General features: G+C 60.5%; 16 protein-coding genes and 4 tRNA genes. 13 read left to right on the forward strand and 7 right to left on the reverse strand.

Translation table 11 applies throughout. The features are described from left to right. The first annotated feature begins 13 nt into the window (after positions 1–13). From AC2CGI_RS20880 to AC2CGI_RS20900, 5 genes are all read left to right on the forward strand, one after another. A tRNA-Arg gene (locus AC2CGI_RS20880) sits at positions 14–90 on the forward strand. A 63-nt stretch (positions 91–153) separates the two neighbouring features. Next, positions 154–229: transfer RNA gene (locus AC2CGI_RS20885), tRNA-His, on the forward strand. A gap of 41 nt (positions 230–270) precedes the next feature. After that, positions 271–357 (forward strand) — tRNA-Leu (locus AC2CGI_RS20890). 74 nt (positions 358–431) lie between these two features. Beyond that, positions 432–508, forward strand: a tRNA-Pro gene (locus AC2CGI_RS20895). 55 nt (positions 509–563) lie between these two features. Further along, positions 564–800 carry a hypothetical protein gene (locus AC2CGI_RS20900; RefSeq protein WP_130054954.1) on the forward strand — a complete coding sequence of 79 codons (237 nt, stop codon included), beginning with the start codon at positions 564–566 and terminating at the stop codon, positions 798–800. A 428-nt stretch (positions 801–1,228) separates the two neighbouring features. On the opposite strand, the gene hemY is transcribed toward AC2CGI_RS20900, so the two are convergent. The 4 genes from hemY to hemC are packed head-to-tail and all read right to left on the reverse strand — an operon-like array spanning position 1,229 to position 5,254. Beyond that, a complete protein-coding gene (gene hemY / locus AC2CGI_RS20905; protein ID WP_004934228.1) occupies positions 1,229–2,425 on the reverse strand; it encodes a protoheme IX biogenesis protein HemY in 1,197 nt (398 codons plus the stop codon). Between the two features lie 3 nt (positions 2,426–2,428). Beyond that, positions 2,429–3,553, reverse strand: coding sequence for a uroporphyrinogen-III C-methyltransferase (hemX, locus tag AC2CGI_RS20910; protein WP_015376260.1), 1,125 nt, complete (start codon positions 3,551–3,553; stop codon positions 2,429–2,431). Positions 3,554–3,575: 22 nt separating this feature from the next. Beyond that, on the reverse strand, positions 3,576–4,316 hold the full coding sequence (gene hemD, locus AC2CGI_RS20915; protein WP_015376261.1) for a uroporphyrinogen-III synthase: 741 nt from the start codon (positions 4,314–4,316) through the stop codon (positions 3,576–3,578). Then, entirely contained in the window at positions 4,313–5,254 is a 942-nt protein-coding gene (hemC, locus tag AC2CGI_RS20920; protein WP_004934233.1) for a hydroxymethylbilane synthase, read from the reverse strand. Before hemC ends, hemD begins: the two co-directional genes overlap by 4 nt. Before the next feature lie 316 nt (positions 5,255–5,570). On the opposite strand from hemC, the gene AC2CGI_RS20925 reads away from it, so the two are divergent. Next, positions 5,571–8,123 (forward strand): class I adenylate cyclase, encoded by a 2,553-nt coding sequence (locus AC2CGI_RS20925; RefSeq protein WP_019452546.1) that lies wholly within the window; start codon positions 5,571–5,573, stop codon positions 8,121–8,123. A 36-nt stretch (positions 8,124–8,159) separates the two neighbouring features. On the opposite strand, the gene cyaY is transcribed toward AC2CGI_RS20925, so the two are convergent. Beyond that, entirely contained in the window at positions 8,160–8,480 is a 321-nt protein-coding gene (cyaY, locus tag AC2CGI_RS20930; protein ID WP_015376263.1) for an iron donor protein CyaY, read from the reverse strand. 78 nt (positions 8,481–8,558) lie between these two features. Here cyaY and lptM point away from each other — a divergent pair, with 78 nt between their 5' ends. From lptM to uvrD, 6 genes are all read left to right on the forward strand, one after another. Further along, positions 8,559–8,765, forward strand: coding sequence for an LPS translocon maturation chaperone LptM (gene lptM / locus AC2CGI_RS20935; RefSeq protein WP_004934241.1), 207 nt, complete (start codon positions 8,559–8,561; stop codon positions 8,763–8,765). Between the two features lie 71 nt (positions 8,766–8,836). Next, entirely contained in the window at positions 8,837–9,661 is an 825-nt protein-coding gene (gene dapF, locus AC2CGI_RS20940) for a diaminopimelate epimerase (RefSeq protein ID WP_076741143.1), read from the forward strand. Next, positions 9,658–10,371 carry a DUF484 domain-containing protein gene (locus AC2CGI_RS20945; protein WP_004934247.1) on the forward strand — a complete coding sequence of 238 codons (714 nt, stop codon included), beginning with the start codon at positions 9,658–9,660 and terminating at the stop codon, positions 10,369–10,371. Before dapF ends, AC2CGI_RS20945 begins: the two co-directional genes overlap by 4 nt. Beyond that, positions 10,368–11,279, forward strand: coding sequence for a tyrosine recombinase XerC (gene xerC, locus AC2CGI_RS20950; RefSeq protein ID WP_015376266.1), 912 nt, complete (start codon positions 10,368–10,370; stop codon positions 11,277–11,279). Before AC2CGI_RS20945 ends, xerC begins: the two co-directional genes overlap by 4 nt. Then, a complete protein-coding gene (yigB, locus tag AC2CGI_RS20955) occupies positions 11,279–11,995 on the forward strand; it encodes a 5-amino-6-(5-phospho-D-ribitylamino)uracil phosphatase YigB (RefSeq protein ID WP_015376267.1) in 717 nt (238 codons plus the stop codon). The genes xerC and yigB overlap by 1 nt, the downstream gene beginning before the upstream one ends. A 78-nt stretch (positions 11,996–12,073) precedes the next feature. Then, complete coding sequence (gene uvrD / locus AC2CGI_RS20960; RefSeq protein ID WP_015376268.1) at positions 12,074–14,236, forward strand: DNA helicase II; 2,163 nt, start codon at positions 12,074–12,076, stop codon at positions 14,234–14,236. A 43-nt stretch (positions 14,237–14,279) separates the two neighbouring features. On the opposite strand, the gene AC2CGI_RS20965 is transcribed toward uvrD, so the two are convergent. Continuing rightward, complete coding sequence (locus AC2CGI_RS20965) at positions 14,280–14,753, reverse strand: WbuC family cupin fold metalloprotein (protein WP_004934257.1); 474 nt, start codon at positions 14,751–14,753, stop codon at positions 14,280–14,282. A 445-nt stretch (positions 14,754–15,198) separates the two neighbouring features. Between AC2CGI_RS20965 and corA the strand changes: the two genes are divergently transcribed. Then, positions 15,199–16,149 carry a magnesium/cobalt transporter CorA gene (corA, locus tag AC2CGI_RS20970; protein WP_004934262.1) on the forward strand — a complete coding sequence of 317 codons (951 nt, stop codon included), beginning with the start codon at positions 15,199–15,201 and terminating at the stop codon, positions 16,147–16,149. Positions 16,150–16,165: 16 nt separating this feature from the next. On the opposite strand, the gene rarD is transcribed toward corA, so the two are convergent. Continuing rightward, positions 16,166–17,053: an EamA family transporter RarD gene (rarD, locus tag AC2CGI_RS20975; protein ID WP_033631492.1), complete on the reverse strand. Its 888-nt coding sequence runs from the start codon at positions 17,051–17,053 to the stop codon at positions 16,166–16,168. Positions 17,054–17,068 lie beyond the last annotated feature (15 nt).

Raw genomic sequence — 17,068 nt, forward strand, 5'->3', positions numbered from 1 at the left:
GCAACGGCGCTACGCGCCCGTAGCTCAGCTGGATAGAGCGCTGCCCTCCGGAGGCAGAGGTCTCAGGTTCGAATCCTGTCGGGCGCGCCATTAAGTTTGTGCGCAGGAGCTGCGGTGGTAATATTACCGCGTGAGTAAGAAGAAGTAGTAATGGTGGCTATAGCTCAGTTGGTAGAGCCCTGGATTGTGATTCCAGTTGTCGTGGGTTCGAGTCCCATTAGCCACCCCACTTCCTGATGAAGTGAAGATTTAGCAGTATTTTGTGACAGTGCGAAGGTGGCGGAATTGGTAGACGCGCTAGCTTCAGGTGTTAGTGTTCTTACGGACGTGAGGGTTCAAGTCCCTCTCTTCGCACCACGCAAAATATCTGATAAATATAAGATTTATATGGACAACGGTCTGATAAATCGAGTAGTATGAGTAACACAAATCGGCGAGTAGCGCAGCTTGGTAGCGCAACTGGTTTGGGACCAGTGGGTCGGAGGTTCGAATCCTCTCTCGCCGACCACATTCGAAAAACCTGCTTTTTAAAGCAGGTTTTTTTTCGTCTGCAGTTTATGAGGATGAGCACCTCCGCAGGAGGAGCCTCGCGAAGCGAGACGAGAAGGCAGGCCCGCGCAGCAATGTGCGGGCTTTTTGCATCCATGAGGGCTGGCATCTTGTGCCTGCTTGTGAGCATGTTGGTTTTCAGCGACATGACCATCCAGCGCTGTCGTCAGGTTGAGACAAATAATTTATTGATTTTAAAAGATAAAACCGGATTTGGCTTAAGCCGTCGTTTTGAAGCGACATTCTTATAACGGCCGCTGGCATGGAATGCCAGGGAGAGGTATCAGGCAGGAAGGGTGGGGGGAAGTATAAATTATTTATATTTCAATGCATTGAATTAAATTTCCCATTGGAAATGGGCTCAATCTAAAAGTTGGCACGTCAAATGCAATACCTATAGCGTAGATGCTCATTCCACCTCTTATGTTCGCCTTAGGCTTCATAAACCCTGGGAATGACGCAGAGCCGATTTAGGGTGCCTATCGCCCACGAGAACGATGACTAACCCGTCATCACGCTCAGGGCAAAACGTTGAGTGAGGCACCGCCCCTGTTGTCCTAGACCTGATTGCTTCTTTATACACTTGCCATACGGCAAGTGTTTTTTTTTGCGCCACAGAAAACCCTGGGCAAAAAAAAGCGCGGCATCGGAGCCGCGCTTTTCTCACTTGGGCAGGGCGTTATTCGCCGCCGTTCTGTTTCAGCGTCAACATCAGTCCCTCACGTCGCATCTGCGCCGCTTCATCCGAACGATGCAGTTTTTCCAGCGTATCGGCCAACCAGGCGTAGTCGTAAGCATCCGGGCGCTGTTTCAACGCTTCGCGGAAAGCGTCGGCCGCTTGCTGCCACTCGCCGTGCTTCATCAGCAGTTGCCCCAGCGTGCTGTTCAGCAGCGGCGTCGCGCCGTGTTGCTTCATCTGCTGACGCAGCGCTTTTTCCAACTGCTCGGGGTTGCCGGACTTCAGCCGCGGCAGCAACAGCACCAGGCGCTCGTCATATTGGCGCTTCAGGCTGTCGAGCACAATCTCCTGCGCCAGTTCGTGGTCGTTGCATTCGATCAGGTGCTCCACCATCGCGATTTGCAGCGGCACTTCGTGACGCGTCTTGCGGCTCTGATCTTTCCACCAGCGCTTCAGGCCTTCGCTGCCTTCGTCCGCCATCGCCTGATTCATCAGCCCGATGTAAGCCTGTTGCTGCAACGCCTGCAGCTGCTCTTCACTGTGCAGCTCGATTTTACGCATCGACGGCAGCACTTCCAGCAGCGACGCATAGGCGCCGGTGCGCAGATAGGCTTGTTCCGCCAGGCGCAACACTTCCGGATGGCGCGGCGCCTGGTTCAGCAGGCGATCGACGCCGTGGCGCGCGGCATGGTTCTCGCCCTGCGCCAGCTGGATGCGAACCCGGGTGATATCCACCGGCAGCTGATCGGTATCGGCGGCTTCAGCGGCGCGCTCCAGATATTGGTTGGTACGGAAGTCATCGCCGCGTTGCTGTGCGGCCTCGGCGGCCAGCAGGTAGTTCACCACCGGTTGCTCAGCGTGATCGGCGTTGCGCGTCATCAGCTTTTCAACCTGTTTGTAGTCGCCTTCCGCCAGTTTGATCAGCGCGGCTTTGGTTTGCTGGCGCGCGCGGGTGCGCTTGCGGCCGATAAACCAGCCGCGCGTGCGGGCGCCGGTACGGAAGATGCGGCGCAGGATCCACTCGATCGCCAGCAGCACCACGAACAGCAGCACCAGCATGATCACCAGGCCGGTGACACTGGTTTCAATATTGTAGTTATCGGTCTGGATCAGCACATAGCCCTGATGCCCGGCCAACATCGGCCCGAGCACCACGCTGGCGATCACCACCAGGAACAGAAATAGCACGCGTAACATGGCTTAACCCTCCTGGTGAGCGGCAGGGGACTGGGTCATCAGGTTGCGCACCCGGGTCTGCATCACTTTTTCCAGCAGCGGCTGGCTCTTCAGCTGATCCGGCACATCCATCGAGATCGACTGTTGGCTCAGGTTGTCCAGTTCTTCCAGGAAGGCCTTGGTCGCCGGGTCGGTGGTGTCGAAATAGGCGCGCACCCAGGTGGAGACGGTTTCCAGCGACTGCTTGTAGGTCTCGTTCTGATGGCGCGGGATGGCCTGTGCGGCCACCAGCAGGCGCGAACGGATGTTCTCGCGCAGGTAGATGTCCTGGTTCGGCGCCAGCAGCGGTTCGGCGCTGGTGTCGCGGCGGCGGATGGTGATGAAGTCGGCCATGAAATTGCGCCAGCTCTTGGCCAGGTTCTGCCGCCATTCGCCGATCGAGCCGGAGAGCTCGCTGCTGTTTTGATCCATCGGCGCTTCGTCGGTGTCGTTGTCCGCCAGGCGCAGGTTATCCACCTGATTGGACAGCTGATTGACCTTGAGGATGATGCCGTCGTAATCGACCTGGGTCAGCGTGGAAAGCGTGCTGATGTCTTCGGTAATGGCGCGGCGCACGTCGAGCAGGCTCGGATCGTTCATGTCCGCCAGGCTGGCGTCGGCGCTTTTCAGCAGCGCGGCGGCGCTGGTGACGTCCTGATCGCTCCACAGCTTGCGGCCGGCCATTTTCACCAGGAAATCGGCCTGCGCCAGCAGCCAGGTTTTGGCGTCGCTGCCGGAGATGGTCGCCACTTTTTCCTGCAGCTCGCTCAGTTGGCGCGCCAGATTCGCCTGCTCGCGATCGGCGGCGTCCAGGGTTTTACCCTGCTGTTGCAGCAGGCCTTCCAGCGCGTTTCTTTCCTGCTGCTGGCTCTGCTTTACGCCTTCAAGCTGCTGCTGCAGTGCCTGATTGGCGGCGATCAGCTGTTGCGCCTGCTTGTGCGTGTGGTAATAGCCGCCCGCGCCGAGGGCGATGACCAGCACGATAGCGATCGCGCCGAGCACCGGGCCGGTGTTCTTGCCTTTGCGGCTGGCAGCGGCTGGCTGCTGGGAGCTCTCAACCGCGGTGGTTGGCTCTTCAACCGGGGCGGATGGGGTATTTTGTTCCGTCATAGTGGCACATCCCATAGTCAGATTATTGTAGCGCGCGGATCAGCGCGTCATTATCGGCGTTGTCAGCTACCCGAATCGTACGCCAGCCCAAGTCCCGGGCGAGGGTAGCCAGGCGTTCGCTCACTACTACCAGGCGGCAACGCAGCAGCCATGAAGAACGATAGTAATCAGGAACTAAAGTATAGAGCTGTTGTAACATTTCACCGCTGGTCACCACCAGCGTATCCACACCGGCGCGCTGCCAGTGGGCGCTTTGCTCGCTGCCGTCATAGTGCACCGGGCTGCGTTGATAACATTCATAATAGCTGACGTCGGCGCCGCGCTCGCTCAGCGTCGACCCCAACAGTTCGCGGCCGCCGTTGCCGCGCAAAATCAGCGCGCGTTTGCCCGCCAGCTTTTGCAGCGCCGGCAGCAGCAGCAGCGTTTCGCTGATCTCGCGTTCGCGCGGGTACTCCACCGGCAAACTGCTGATGCGGTGCAGCGCCAGCCCGGTGGTGCGACCGATGGCGTAATAAGTCAGGTGCGCGGGCCAGCTCAGCCCGGCGCGGCCGATAACCGAATCGGCATAACTCACCGAATGCTGCGATAGCACGAACACCAGATCGCCGGCGCTAAGCTGCTGCAACGCCTGCGGCAGCTTCGGCAGATCGCCGCCGGGGGCGAAGTCGATCAGCGGTGCATGATAGGCAACCCGGCCGAGCGCGCGCAGCCGGCTCACCAGCAGCTCTCCCGAAGGCGATGGGCGGGTTACCAGAATGGTCATGCCGGCGGATTTCCCTGATAAACTTCGCGCAGGATCTCGCGCGCGCCGCGCGCCAGCAGCTCTTCCGCCAGCTCAACGCCCATCCGTTCGGCCTCGGCGGCCGGGCCGCGGCGCTCCCCGCGCACCATCTGGCTGCCGTCCGGCGCGCCGACCAGCGCGCGCAGCCACAGGCTGTCGCCATCCAGTTCGGCATAGCTGCCGATCGGTACCTGGCAGCCGCCTTCCAGGCGGGTGTTCATCGCCCGTTCGGCGCGCACGCGGGTTTCGGTGGCCGCATGGTTCAGCGGCGCCAGCAGCGCGCGGGTGACGCTGTCGTCGAGGCGGCATTCAATGCCGACCGCACCCTGGCCGACCGCCGGCAGACACTCTTCGGCGCTCAGCGGGCTGCGGATGCGTTGCTCCAGACCTAAACGCTTCAGGCCGGCCACCGCCAGGATAATCGCGTCGTAGTCGCCGTTGTCCAGCTTGGCCAGGCGAGTGCCGACGTTGCCGCGCAGGTCGCGCACGATCAGATCCGGGCGGCGTTCACGCAGCTGGCACTGGCGGCGTAGGCTGGAGGTGCCGACTACGCTGCCCTGCGGCAGCTGATCGAGCGAGGCGAAACGATTGGAAACAAAAGCGTCGCGCGGATCTTCGCGTTCGCAAATGGTGGTCAAACCGAGCCCGGCAGGGAAATCGACCGGCACGTCTTTCATCGAATGCACGGCGATGTCGGCGCGGCCTTCCAGCAGCGCCAGCTCGAGTTCTTTAACAAACAGGCCTTTACCGCCGACTTTCGCCAACGGCGTATCCAGAATAACGTCGCCGCGGGTGACCATCGGCACCAACTCGACCTGCAGGCCGGGATGGCAGGCCATCAGACGTTGCTGCACATAATGTGCTTGCCAAAGAGCAAGCGGGCTTTGTCGGGTGGCAATTCGAATAATTTTGTCTAACATGCTTGTTACCGTTTTTATATTTCGCCATCCATCCTACCACTGAGAGCCAATACTGTCAGTGCAAGAAGCCGGAGGCGGAAAAAGGACAACGGAATCAAAGGGACGTGTGATGTGCTTTGGGGCAGTTAACACTGCGGGTAAATCGTTTAGGGAAGCGCTACAATAATTGTGAAGCGTTACCTCCTTTACGGTCAATCAGCAAGGTGTTAAATTGATCACGTTTCCAGCAATAAGTCGCCAAATATTCTTCTTACACTAACGGCGCTTATGGAATACGGGTTTTTTTCTAAACACCGGGATAATCAGGCGAGACGTCTTGTACCTCTACATCGAGACATTGAAGCAGAGACTGGATGCGATCAATCAGCTACGCGTCGATCGCGCCCTGGCGGCTATGAAGCCCGCGTTTCAACGGGTATACAGTCTGCTGCCCACCTTACTGCACCACCACCACCCGCTGATGCCGGGTTACCTGAACGGTAACGTTCCCCACGGCATTTGCCTCTACACGCCTGATGAAACTCAACAAGATTACCTGAACGATTTAGAAGACAAATGGGGCAGCCCGTTTGACAAACCGGCCAGCGGCGAGCTGCCGATCACCGGCGTCTATTCGATGGGTAGCACCTCGTCTATCGGCCAAAGCTGCAGCTCGGATCTCGATATCTGGGTCTGCCACCAGTCCTGGCTGGACAACGAAGAACGCACCCGCCTGCAGCAAAAATGCAGCCTGCTTGAGAAGTGGGCCGCCTCGATGGGGGTGGAGGTCAGCTTCTTCCTGATCGACGAAAACCGTTTCCGCCATAATGAAAGCGGCAGCCTGGGCGGCGAAGACTGCGGCTCGACGCAGCACATCCTGTTGCTGGACGAGTTCTACCGCACCGCGGTGCGCCTGGCCGGCAAACGCATCCTGTGGAACATGGTGCCGGGCGAAGAAGAAGCGCACTACGATGAATACGTGCTGTCGCTGTACGCGCAGGGCGCGCTGACGCCGAACGAGTGGCTGGATCTCGGCGGCCTGAGTTCGCTGTCGGCGGAAGAGTACTTCGGCGCCAGCCTGTGGCAGCTGTACAAGAGCATCGATTCGCCTTACAAGGCGGTGCTGAAAACCCTGCTGCTGGAAGCCTATTCCTGGGAATACCCCAATACCCAGCTGCTGGCGACGGACATCAAACATCGCCTGCACCAGGGCGAGATCGTCAGCTTCGGGCTCGACGCCTACTGCATGATGCTCGAGCGCGTGACCCGCTATCTGACCGACATCAACGACACCACCCGCCTCGATCTGGCCCGCCGCTGTTTCTACCTGAAAGTGTGTGAAAAGCTGTCGCTGGCCAAGGCCTGCGTCGGCTGGCGGCGCGAGATCCTCAGCCAACTGGTCAGCGAGTGGGGCTGGAGCGAAGAGCGTCTGGCGATGCTGGACAACCGTGCCAACTGGAAGATCGAGCGGGTGCGCGAAGCGCATAACGAGTTGCTCGATGCGATGATGCAGAGCTACCGCAACCTGATCCGTTTCGCCCGCCGCAATAACCTCAGCGTCAGCGCCAGCCCGCAGGATATCGGCGTGCTGACCCGCAAACTGTATGCGGCGTTCGAAGCGCTGCCCGGCAAGGTGACGCTGGTGAACCCGCAGATTTCGCCGGACCTGTCGGAAAACGACTTAACCTTTATTCATGTGCCGGTTGGCCGCGCCAACCGCACCGGCTGGTACCTGTATAATCAGGCACCGGCCATGGATTCGATAGTCAGCCATCAGCCGCTGGAATATAACCGCTACCTGAACAAGCTGGTGGCCTGGGCCTATTTCAACGGCCTGCTGACGCCGCAGACCCGCCTGCACATCAAGAGCGGCAACCTGTGCGATACCGCCAAGCTGCAGGAGCTGGTGGCCGACGTTTCCCATCACTTCCCGCTGCGCCTGCCGGCGCCGACGCCGAAAGCGCTGTACAGCCCGTGCGAGATTCGCCATCTGGCGATCATCGTCAATCTGGAAAACGATCCGACCGCCGCGTTCCGCAATCAGGTGGTGCACTTCGATTTCCGCAAACTGGACGTGTTCAGCTTCGGCCAGCAGCAGCAGTGTCTGGTGGGCAGCATCGATCTGCTGTACCGCAACTCCTGGAACGAGGTGCGCACTCTGCATTTCAGCGGCGAGCAGTCGGTGCTGGAAGCGCTGAAAACCATTCTCGGCAAAATGCATCAGGACGCCGCACCGCCGGAGTCGGTGGAAGTGTTCTGCTACAGCCAGCACCTGCGCGGCCTGATCCGCACCCGCATTCAGCAGTTGGTATCGGAATGCATCGAGCTGCGCCTGTCCAGCACCCGGCTGGAACCCGGCCGCTTCAAGGCGGTGCGCGTCGCCGGGCAGACCTGGGGGCTGTTCTTCGAGCGCCTGAGCGTGTCGGTGCAAAAACTGGAGAATGCGGTGGAGTTTTACGGTGCCATCTCCAACAACAAGCTGCACGGCCTGTCTATCAAGGTGGAAACCGATCAGGTGCATCTGCCGCCGGTGGTGGACGGCTTCGCCAGCGAAGGGATCATCCAGTTCTTCTTCGAAGACACCTCGGATGACAAGGGTTTCAACATCTATATTCTGGACGAGTCGAATCGGGTGGAGGTGTATCACCACTGCGAGGGCAGTAAAGAAGAGCTGGTGCGCGACGTCAGCCGCTTCTACTCTTCATCGCACGATCGTTTCACCTACGGCTCCAGCTTCATCAACTTTAACCTGCCGCAGTTCTATCAAATCGTGCAGCTCGACGGGCGCACGCAGGTGATCCCGTTCCGCAGCAACGTGCTGTCCAGCCTGTGCGTGACGGTGGCCGACGGCGCCGCTCAGCCGCTGAAGCAGCAGTTCCAGCTGCATTGACGCCGCAAGGGCTCGGTGGCCGAGCCCCGCATTGCCTCAGGAAAAACGCAGTTCCTCACCGGCCTGCGCGCTGGCCGCTTCGCTGAGCAGTTGGTAAAACGGCTGCCCGCTGCGATCGCATAACCAGACGCCGTCGCGGTAGTTGAAGTGGTAACCGCCGGCCTTGGTGGCGAGCCACACCTGGTGCAGCGGCTCCTGGCGGTTGATGACAATTTTGGTGCCGTTTTCGAAGCTCAGCGTCATCACGCCGCCATTGGTTTCGTAATCGATGTCCGCATCGCCGTCAAAATCGTCCAGTGTCTCTTCAATATTCAGCATCAGCTGGTCGGCCAACTGGTGAAACTCGCTGTCGTTCATATTCAATTCCTATTGCTTTTCATGATCCACCTGCGATTATAGAGACCTTGGACGCATGAATTACAGGCATTAATGCAAATGAAAAAACAACTACGCTATGCGCTGATGGCAGTTCTGGTTACCGGCCTCGCCGGCTGTGGTCTGAAAGGCCCGCTTTACTTCCCGCCTGCCGACCCCGCCAGCCAAAAACCGGCCAAGCCGCCGGTGCAAACGGGCGATCAGGTGCAAAAGAACCAGCAGGAGCAGTCTGGCTCTCAGCAAAAACCGTCGATGGTTGACCAGTAACACCCTGTTTGCGGTGGCGAGCGCCGCCGTAAAATCAAGACGGATAGCGCGTCCAGATAGCGGAGTATGATATGCAGTTCTCCAAAATGCACGGTCTGGGCAACGACTTTATGGTGGTCGATGCCGTTACACAGAATGTCTATTTTTCACCTGAGCTGATCCGCCGGCTGGCCGATCGGCACCTGGGCGTCGGCTTTGACCAGATGCTGGTGGTAGAACCGCCTTACGATCCCGAACTGGATTTTCACTACCGAATTTTTAACGCCGACGGCAGCGAAGTGGCGCAGTGCGGCAACGGCGCGCGTTGCTTCGCGCGCTTCGTGCGGCTGAAAGGGCTGACCAACAAACGCGACATCCGCGTCAGCACCCAAACCGGGCGCATGGTGCTCAGCGTCACCGACGACGATCTGGTGTGCGTCAACATGGGTGAGCCGAATTTCGACCCGCAGGCGGTGCCGTTCCGCGCCGCCAAGGCTGAAAAGACCTACATCATGCGCGCGGCGGAACATACCGTGTTGTGCGGCGTGGTGTCGATGGGCAACCCGCATTGTGTTTTGCAGGTGGACGACGTAAACACCGCCAAGGTGGAGCTGCTCGGGCCGGAGCTGGAAGGGCATGAACGCTTCCCGGAACGGGCCAACATCGGCTTTATGCAGGTGGTCAGCCGCGATCATATCAAGCTGCGCGTTTATGAGCGCGGCGCCGGTGAAACGCAGGCCTGCGGCAGCGGCGCCTGTGCGGCGGTGGCGGTGGGGATCCAACAGGAATTGCTGTCAGAAGAAGTGCATGTAGAGCTGCCGGGCGGCAGCCTGCATATTCGCTGGAAAGGGCCGGGCAACCCGCTGTTTATGACCGGTCCGGCAACCCATGTCTATGACGGATTTATTCATCTATGAAAAGCGTAGAAGAACAGAGCGTCGCCGGCCTGGCGCTGGATGACGACACCGTGATGCAGTATCTGCTGCAGAACCCGGATTTCTTTATTCGCAACGCGCGCCAGGTTGAGCAGATGCGCGTGCCGCACCCGGTGCGCGGCACCGTTTCGCTGGTGGAATGGCATCTGGCCCGCCAGCGCAATCACATCGAACGGCTGGAAGAAGAGATCACGCTGCTGATGGAGCAGGCCAGCGCCAACGAAGGGCTGTTCGCCCGGTTGCTGCACCTGCAGGCCGATTTGGCCACCGCCGACAGCCTGCAGGACATGCTCAACCGGCTGCAGCGCTGGGCGCGCGGCTTCGGTTTGGCCGGCGCCACGGTGCGCCTGTTCGCCGAGCGCTGGAATATCGGCGCGCCTTCCGATTTCACCCATCTGGCGCTGACGCGTTCGGCGTTCGAGCCGTTCCGCATCCAGCGGCTGGGCAGCGAACAACACTACCTCGGCGGCCTGAACGGCCCCGAACTGCTGCTGCTGTTGCCGCAGGCCAAACAGATCGGCCAGATTGGTTCGGTAGCGCTGTCGATGCTGGGCGACGATGGCGAGCTGGGCATGGTGATCTTCAGCAGCCGCGATACGCAACATTATCAGCAGGGCATGGGCACGGTAATGCTCAATCAACTGGCGCGCATGCTGCCGGAACTGCTGGAACGCTGGATCGAACGCGCATGACGCCGATTGCGCCCAGCCTGCAGCAGCCGGTGGACGCTTTTCTGCGTTATCTCAAGGTAGAACGGCAACTCAGCCCGCTGACGCAGCTCAGCTATTCACGCCAGCTGACGGCGCTGATGTGCCTGGCGCAGGAGATCGGCGTCACCGACTGGGCGGCGCTGGATGCCGCCCGGGTGCGCATGCTGGCGGCGCGCAGCAAACGCGCCGGCCTGCAGTCCGCCAGCCTGGCGCTGCGGCTCTCTTCGTTGCGCAGTTTCCTCGACTGGCTGGTCAGCCAGGGCGTGCTGCACGCCAACCCGGCCAAAGGCATCCGCACGCCGCGCAGCGGTCGCCATCTGCCGAAAAATATCGACGTCGATGAAATGAACCAACTGCTGGAGATCGATCTCAACGATCCGCTGGCGGTGCGCGATCGCGCCATGCTGGAGGTGATGTACGGCGCCGGCCTGCGTCTTTCCGAGCTGGTGGGGCTGGATTGCCGCCATGTCGATATGGCGGCCGGCGAGGTGTGGGTGATGGGGAAAGGCAGCAAAGAGCGTAAACTGCCGATCGGACGCACCGCCGTCACCTGGCTGGAACACTGGCTGGCGATGCGCGATCTGTTTGGGCCGCAGGATGATGCGATGTTTCTGTCCAATCAGGGGCGACGCATCTCGACGCGCAACGTGCAAAAGCGCTTCGCCGAATGGGGCGTGAAACAGGGCGTCAACAGCCACATTCACCCGCACAAACTGCGTCACTCCTTTGCTACCCACATGCTGGAGTCCAGCGGCGACCTGCGCGCGGTGCAGGAGCTGCTCGGCCACGCCAACCTGACCACCACGCAAATTTATACCCACCTCGACTTTCAACATCTGGCGAACGTGTACGATGCCGCGCATCCGCGCGCCAAACGGGGGAAATCCTGATGCATTTTTATCGCCCGCTGCGCCCGCTGGCGGCGCTGACTTTCGATCTGGACGACACGCTGTATGACAACCGTCCGGTGATCCGGCAAACCGAGCAGCAGTCGGTGGCCTTCCTGCAGAGCTACCATCCCGGCCTGAACAGCTTCCAGTCGGCGGATTTCCACCGTCTGCGCCAGGAGCTGCGTGAGCAGGATCCGGAGATCTACCACGACGTCACCCAGTGGCGCTGGCGCGCCATTCATCTGGCGCTGAGCCGGCAGGGGCTGCGCGACGCCGAAGCCGCGATCGGAGCCGATGCGGCGATGCAAAACTTCGCGCTGTGGCGCAGCCGCATCGAGGTGCCGGAAGCGACCCACGCCACGCTGAAGGCGCTGGCCGCGCGCTACCCGCTGGTGGCGATCACCAACGGTAACGCCGATCCGGCGCAGTGCGGCCTGGACGGTTACTTCCAGTTCGTGTTGCGATCCGGGCCGGACGGGCGCGCCAAGCCGTATCAAGACATGTATCACCTGGCCGTCGAACGGCTGGGCGTGGCGCCCGGGCAGATCCTGCACGTGGGCGACGATCTGACTACCGACGTCGCCGGCGCGCTGCGCGCGGGGCTGCAGGCCTGTTGGATCAACGATCGGCAACGCTGCCTGATGCAGGCCGCCGACAGCCGCCTGCTGCCGCATATTGAGATTTCGCAGTTGGCATCGCTGACAGCATTGTTATAATCCCTGCCAGAACTCTGTATAAATTTCCAGTGAAAAACTCGTCACCGGCGGGTTTTCCCTTAACCATTAGTGGTGCCTATGGACGTCTCCGATCTGCTCGACAGCCTGAATGAAAAACAACGTGAAGCCGTGGCGGCGCCGCGCAGCAACCTGTTGGTTCTGGCCGGAGCGGGCAGCGGCAAGACACGGGTGCTGGTGCATCGCATCGCCTGGCTGCTGTCGGTGGAGAACTGCTCGCCGTATTCGATTATGGCGGTGACCTTCACCAACAAGGCGGCGGCGGAAATGCGTCACCGAATCGAACATCTGATCGGCACCAGCCAGGGCGGCATGTGGATCGGCACCTTCCACGGCCTGGCGCATCGTCTGTTGCGCGCCCACCACCTGGAAGCCAACCTGCCGCAGGATTTCCAGATCCTCGACAGCGATGACCAGCTGCGGTTGCTCAAGCGCATCATCAAGGCGCTGAACGTCGACGAGAAGCAGTGGCCGCCGCGTCAGGCGATGTGGTACATCAACGGCAAGAAAGATGAGGGCCTGCGCCCGCAGCACGTCGAAACCTACAACAACCCGGTGGAGGCCACCTGGCTGCGCATCTACCAGGCCTATCAGGAAGCCTGCGATCGCGCGGGGCTGGTGGATTTCGCCGAGCTGCTGCTGCGCGCGCACGAGCTGTGGCTGAACAAGCCGCATATCCTCAACCACTACCGCGAGCGTTTCACCAACGTGCTGGTGGATGAATTCCAGGATACCAACAGCATCCAGTACGCCTGGATCCGCCTGCTGGCGGGCGGCAACAGCAGCGTGATGATCGTCGGCGACGATGACCAGTCAATCTACGGTTGGCGCGGCGCGCAGGTGGAAAACATCCAGCGCTTCCTGAAAGATTTCCCCGGCGCGGAAACCATCCGCCTGGAGCAGAACTACCGCTCCACCAGCAACATCCTGAAAGCGGCCAACACCCTGATCGCCAACAACGACGGGCGCATGGGCAAAAACCTGTGGACCGAAGGCGGTGAAGGCGAGCCGATTTCCCTCTACTGCGCCTTCAACGAACTCGACGAAGCGCGCTTCGTGGTCAACCGCATCAAGACCTGGCAAGACAACGGCGGCGCGCTGAACGACTGCGCCATCCTGTACCGCAGCAACGCCCAGTCGCGCGTGCTGGAAGAGGCGCTGTTGCAGACGGCGATGCCGTACCGCATCTACGGCGGCCAGCGCTTCTTCGAACGCCAGGAAATCAAGGATGCGCTGGCTTACCTGCGCCTCATTTCCAACCGCAACGACGACGCAGCCTTCGAGCGCGTGGTCAATACCCCGACGCGCGGCATCGGCGATCGCACCCTCGACGTGGTGCGCCAGGCGGCGCGCGATCGCCAGCTGACGCTGTGGCAGGCGACGCGCGAGCTGATGCAGGACAAGGTGTTGGCCGGCCGCGCCGCGTCGGCGCTGCAGCGTTTCATCGAACTGGTGGAATCGCTGGCGCATGAAACCGCCGACATGCCGCTGCATGTGCAGACCGACCGGGTGATCCGCGACTCCGGGCTGTTCATCATGTATGAACAGGAGAAGGGCGAGAAGGGGCAGGCGCGTATCGAAAACCTCGAGGAACTGGTGACGGCGACGCGCCAGTTCAGCTATCAGGACGAAGATCAGGATCTGATGCCGCTGCAGGCGTTCCTGTCGCATGCGGCGCTGGAAGCGGGCGAAGGCCAGGCCGACGCCTATCAGGACGCGGTGCAGCTGATGACTCTGCACTCGGCCAAGGGGCTGGAGTTCCCGCTGGTGTTTATCGTCGGCATGGAAGAGGGCATGTTCCCGAGCCAGATGTCGCTGGATGAAGGCGGCCGTCTGGAGGAGGAGCGCCGTCTGGCCTATGTGGGCGTAACGCGTGCCATGCAGAAGCTGACGCTGACCTATGCCGAAACGCGCCGTCTGTACGGCAAAGAGGTTTACCATCGGCCGTCGCGCTTTATCGGCGAACTGCCGGAGGAGTGCGTGGAAGAAGTGCGCCTGCGCGCCAGCGTATCGCGCCCGGTCAATCACCGCCGCATGGGCACGCCGATCAGCGAGAACGATACCGGCTATAAGCTGGGCCAGCGCGTGCGCCATCCCAAGTTTGGCGAAGGCACCATCGTCAATCTGGAGGGCAGCGGCGAGCACAGCCGGCTGCAGATCGCCTTCCCGGGTGAAGGCATCAAATGGCTGGTGGCGGCCTACGCGCGTTTGGAAACGGTCTAACGAGAGAGGCGTTGCAGGGGCAAGCCCCTGCAATCGTTCACCATCAGTGAGGGTAGCGGTCGCCGACCTGTGCGGTGGCGTACCAGCGCATCACTGCTTCGGTACCTTCGCCGCCTTCCTGCGGCGCCCACGGCATGCAGTCTTCTTCGGTCAGCGCCTGATACGGTCCCTGCTTCACTTCGAACACCACGCCGCCGGCATCGACCGACAGCACCGCATGCCAGGTAAAGGCCGGCATCTCCAGCACTTTGGTTTCTTCGCCGAGCAGGGTGCGCTGCGTCACGACGCCGTCATCGTTGAACTGTAACACGACGAAACGGCCGCGCAGCGGCGTCAGCAGCTCCCAGGTTTGCGGGTGGCGGTGCGGGCGGATATAGGTGCCGGGTTCCATGGCGATCGCCAGGCGTTGCACCGGGTCGCTCAGCTCTTCGTGTAAGGTGCGGTGCGCGCGCAGGCGGGCCACGCTGGCGGCCTGTTCGCTCATCGCGGTCAGTTCATGGGCGGTAATCTGTTTCATCGTTTAAATCCGCATGCTTGTCGTACCATTAGGGTGATGTCATCTTAGCAACATTCTGGGAGGTGGTAAGCGATCGCCGCGACTTTTTCAGTACGGTTTAAGCGCCATTTCTGCCATTGATCATCGTGATGATTTGTTGCGCAATTATCCCGCCTAACGTGTTGACAGGCTTTTTCTTCTCGGCGTAACATGCGCGCACTATTATCATTGAGGACAGACGCCTTGGACACACCCAGTAGATACTGGCTCACTGACCTGCGCCGCAGGTATAACTTCTAAGGCTCTCCGTTTTTGCTGATAGCCTTCGTGGTTGTCGGCGACCCCGCAAAGCGTCGCTATGAGTCAGATCTCTTCATGGTCTGAAACAAATCGGTGATACGCATCCCCTCTGTTTCTGTGCTTCAACGCGTTGTCCGCACCCGTTACCTTCACGGAGTTTTGGCACATGCTGAGCGCTTTTAAATTAGATAACCGCCGCTTGTCCCGTCTGGAACTGGACGACTCGGATGATCTCACGTCATCGCTGTGGGTTGATCTGGTCGAGCCGGAAGAGGGCGAGCGTGAGCGCGTGCAGAATGAGCTGGGACAAAGCCTGGCGACGCGTCCCGAACTGGACGACATCGAAGCCTCCGCCCGTTTCTTCGAAGACGAAGACGGTCTGCATATCCACTCCTTCTTCTACTTTGAAGATGCGGAAGACCACGCCGGCAACTCCACGGTGGCCTTCACCATCCGCGACGGCCGCCTGTATACCCTGCGCGAGCGCGAACTGCCGGCGTTTCGCCTGTACCGCATGCGCGCCCGCAACCAGACCATGCTCGAAGGCAACGCCTACGAACTGCTGCTGGATTTGTTCGAAACCAAGATTGAACAGCTGGCGGATGAGATAGAGAACATCTACAGCGATCTGGAACAGCTTAGCCGGGTGATCATGGAAGGGCATCAGGGCGACGAATACGACGCCGCGCTGTCGACGCTGGCGGAGCTGGAAGATATCGGCTGGAAGGTGCGTTTGTGTCTGATGGATACCCAGCGCGCGCTCAACTTCCTGGTGCGCAAGGCGCGTTTGCCGACCGGCCAGCTGGAGCAGGCGCGTGAAGTGCTGCGCGACATCGAATCCCTGCTGCCGCACAACGAATCGCTGTTCCAGAAGGTGAACTTCCTGATGCAGGCGGCGATGGGCTTCATCAACATCGAACAGAACCGCATCATCAAGATCTTCTCGGTGGTGTCGGTGGTATTCCTGCCGCCTACGCTGGTGGCCTCCAGCTACGGCATGAACTTTGAATTCATGCCGGAACTGAAATGGTCGTTCGGCTACCCGGGCGCCATCACCTTGATGATCCTGGCGGGCCTGGCCCCTTACCTGTACTTCAAGCGCAAGAACTGGCTGTAACCCGGCGGCGCCGGGCTCAGCGCAGCTTGCGCTGGGTATAGAGCGCGTCGAGGGTGAACAGGATCAGCGCCGCCCAGATAAAGCCGAAGGTCACCAGCTTGTCCTGGCCGACGGTCTCGCCGTAGAAGGTGACCGCCAGCAGGAACATCAGCGTCGGGCCGAGATACTGGAAGAAACCGAGCGTCGACAGGCGCAGCCGGGTAGCCGCCGCGGTGAAGCACAGCAGCGGCACGGTGGTGACGATGCCGGCGGCGACCAGCAGCAGATTCAGCGACCACGGGTTGGCGCTCAGGTGGCTGGTGGGGCTGTCGGCGAACAGGAACAGGTAGCCCGCCGCCACCGGCAGCAGCCACAGCGTTTCAATCAGCATGCCGGTCTGCGCGTCGATGGCGATTTTCTTGCGCAGCAGGCCGTAGAAGGCGAAGCTGAACGCCAGGCCCAGACCGATGATCGGCAACGAACCGAACTGCCAGAGCTGCACCAGCACCCCGGTGAACGCCAGCGCCACCGCCACCCACTGCATGCGGCGGAAACGTTCGCCGAGAAACAGCATCCCCAACAGCACGTTAACCAGCGGGTTGATGAAGTAGCCCAGGCTGGCTTCCAGCATATGGTGATTGTTCACCGCCCAGATGAACAGCAGCCAGTTGCCGCCGATCAACAGCGCGGTGACCGCCAGCAACAGCAGCCGTTTGCGGTTTTGGCAGGCGGCGCGCACTTTCTGCCAGTTGCGGCCCAGCGTGATCAGCGCCAGCATGAAGAAAAACGACCAGATGATCCGGTGGGTGAGGATCTCGTCCGCGGATACTTGCTGGATCAGTTTGAAATAGGCCGGGGCGATGCCCCACATAAAATAGGCGGCCAGGGCGAAGAAAATGCCCTGACGCGTTTGCTTTGCGTCCATGACGTCACTCTGGTG

Source organism: Serratia sp. LSHTC3, from assembly GCF_057197125.1.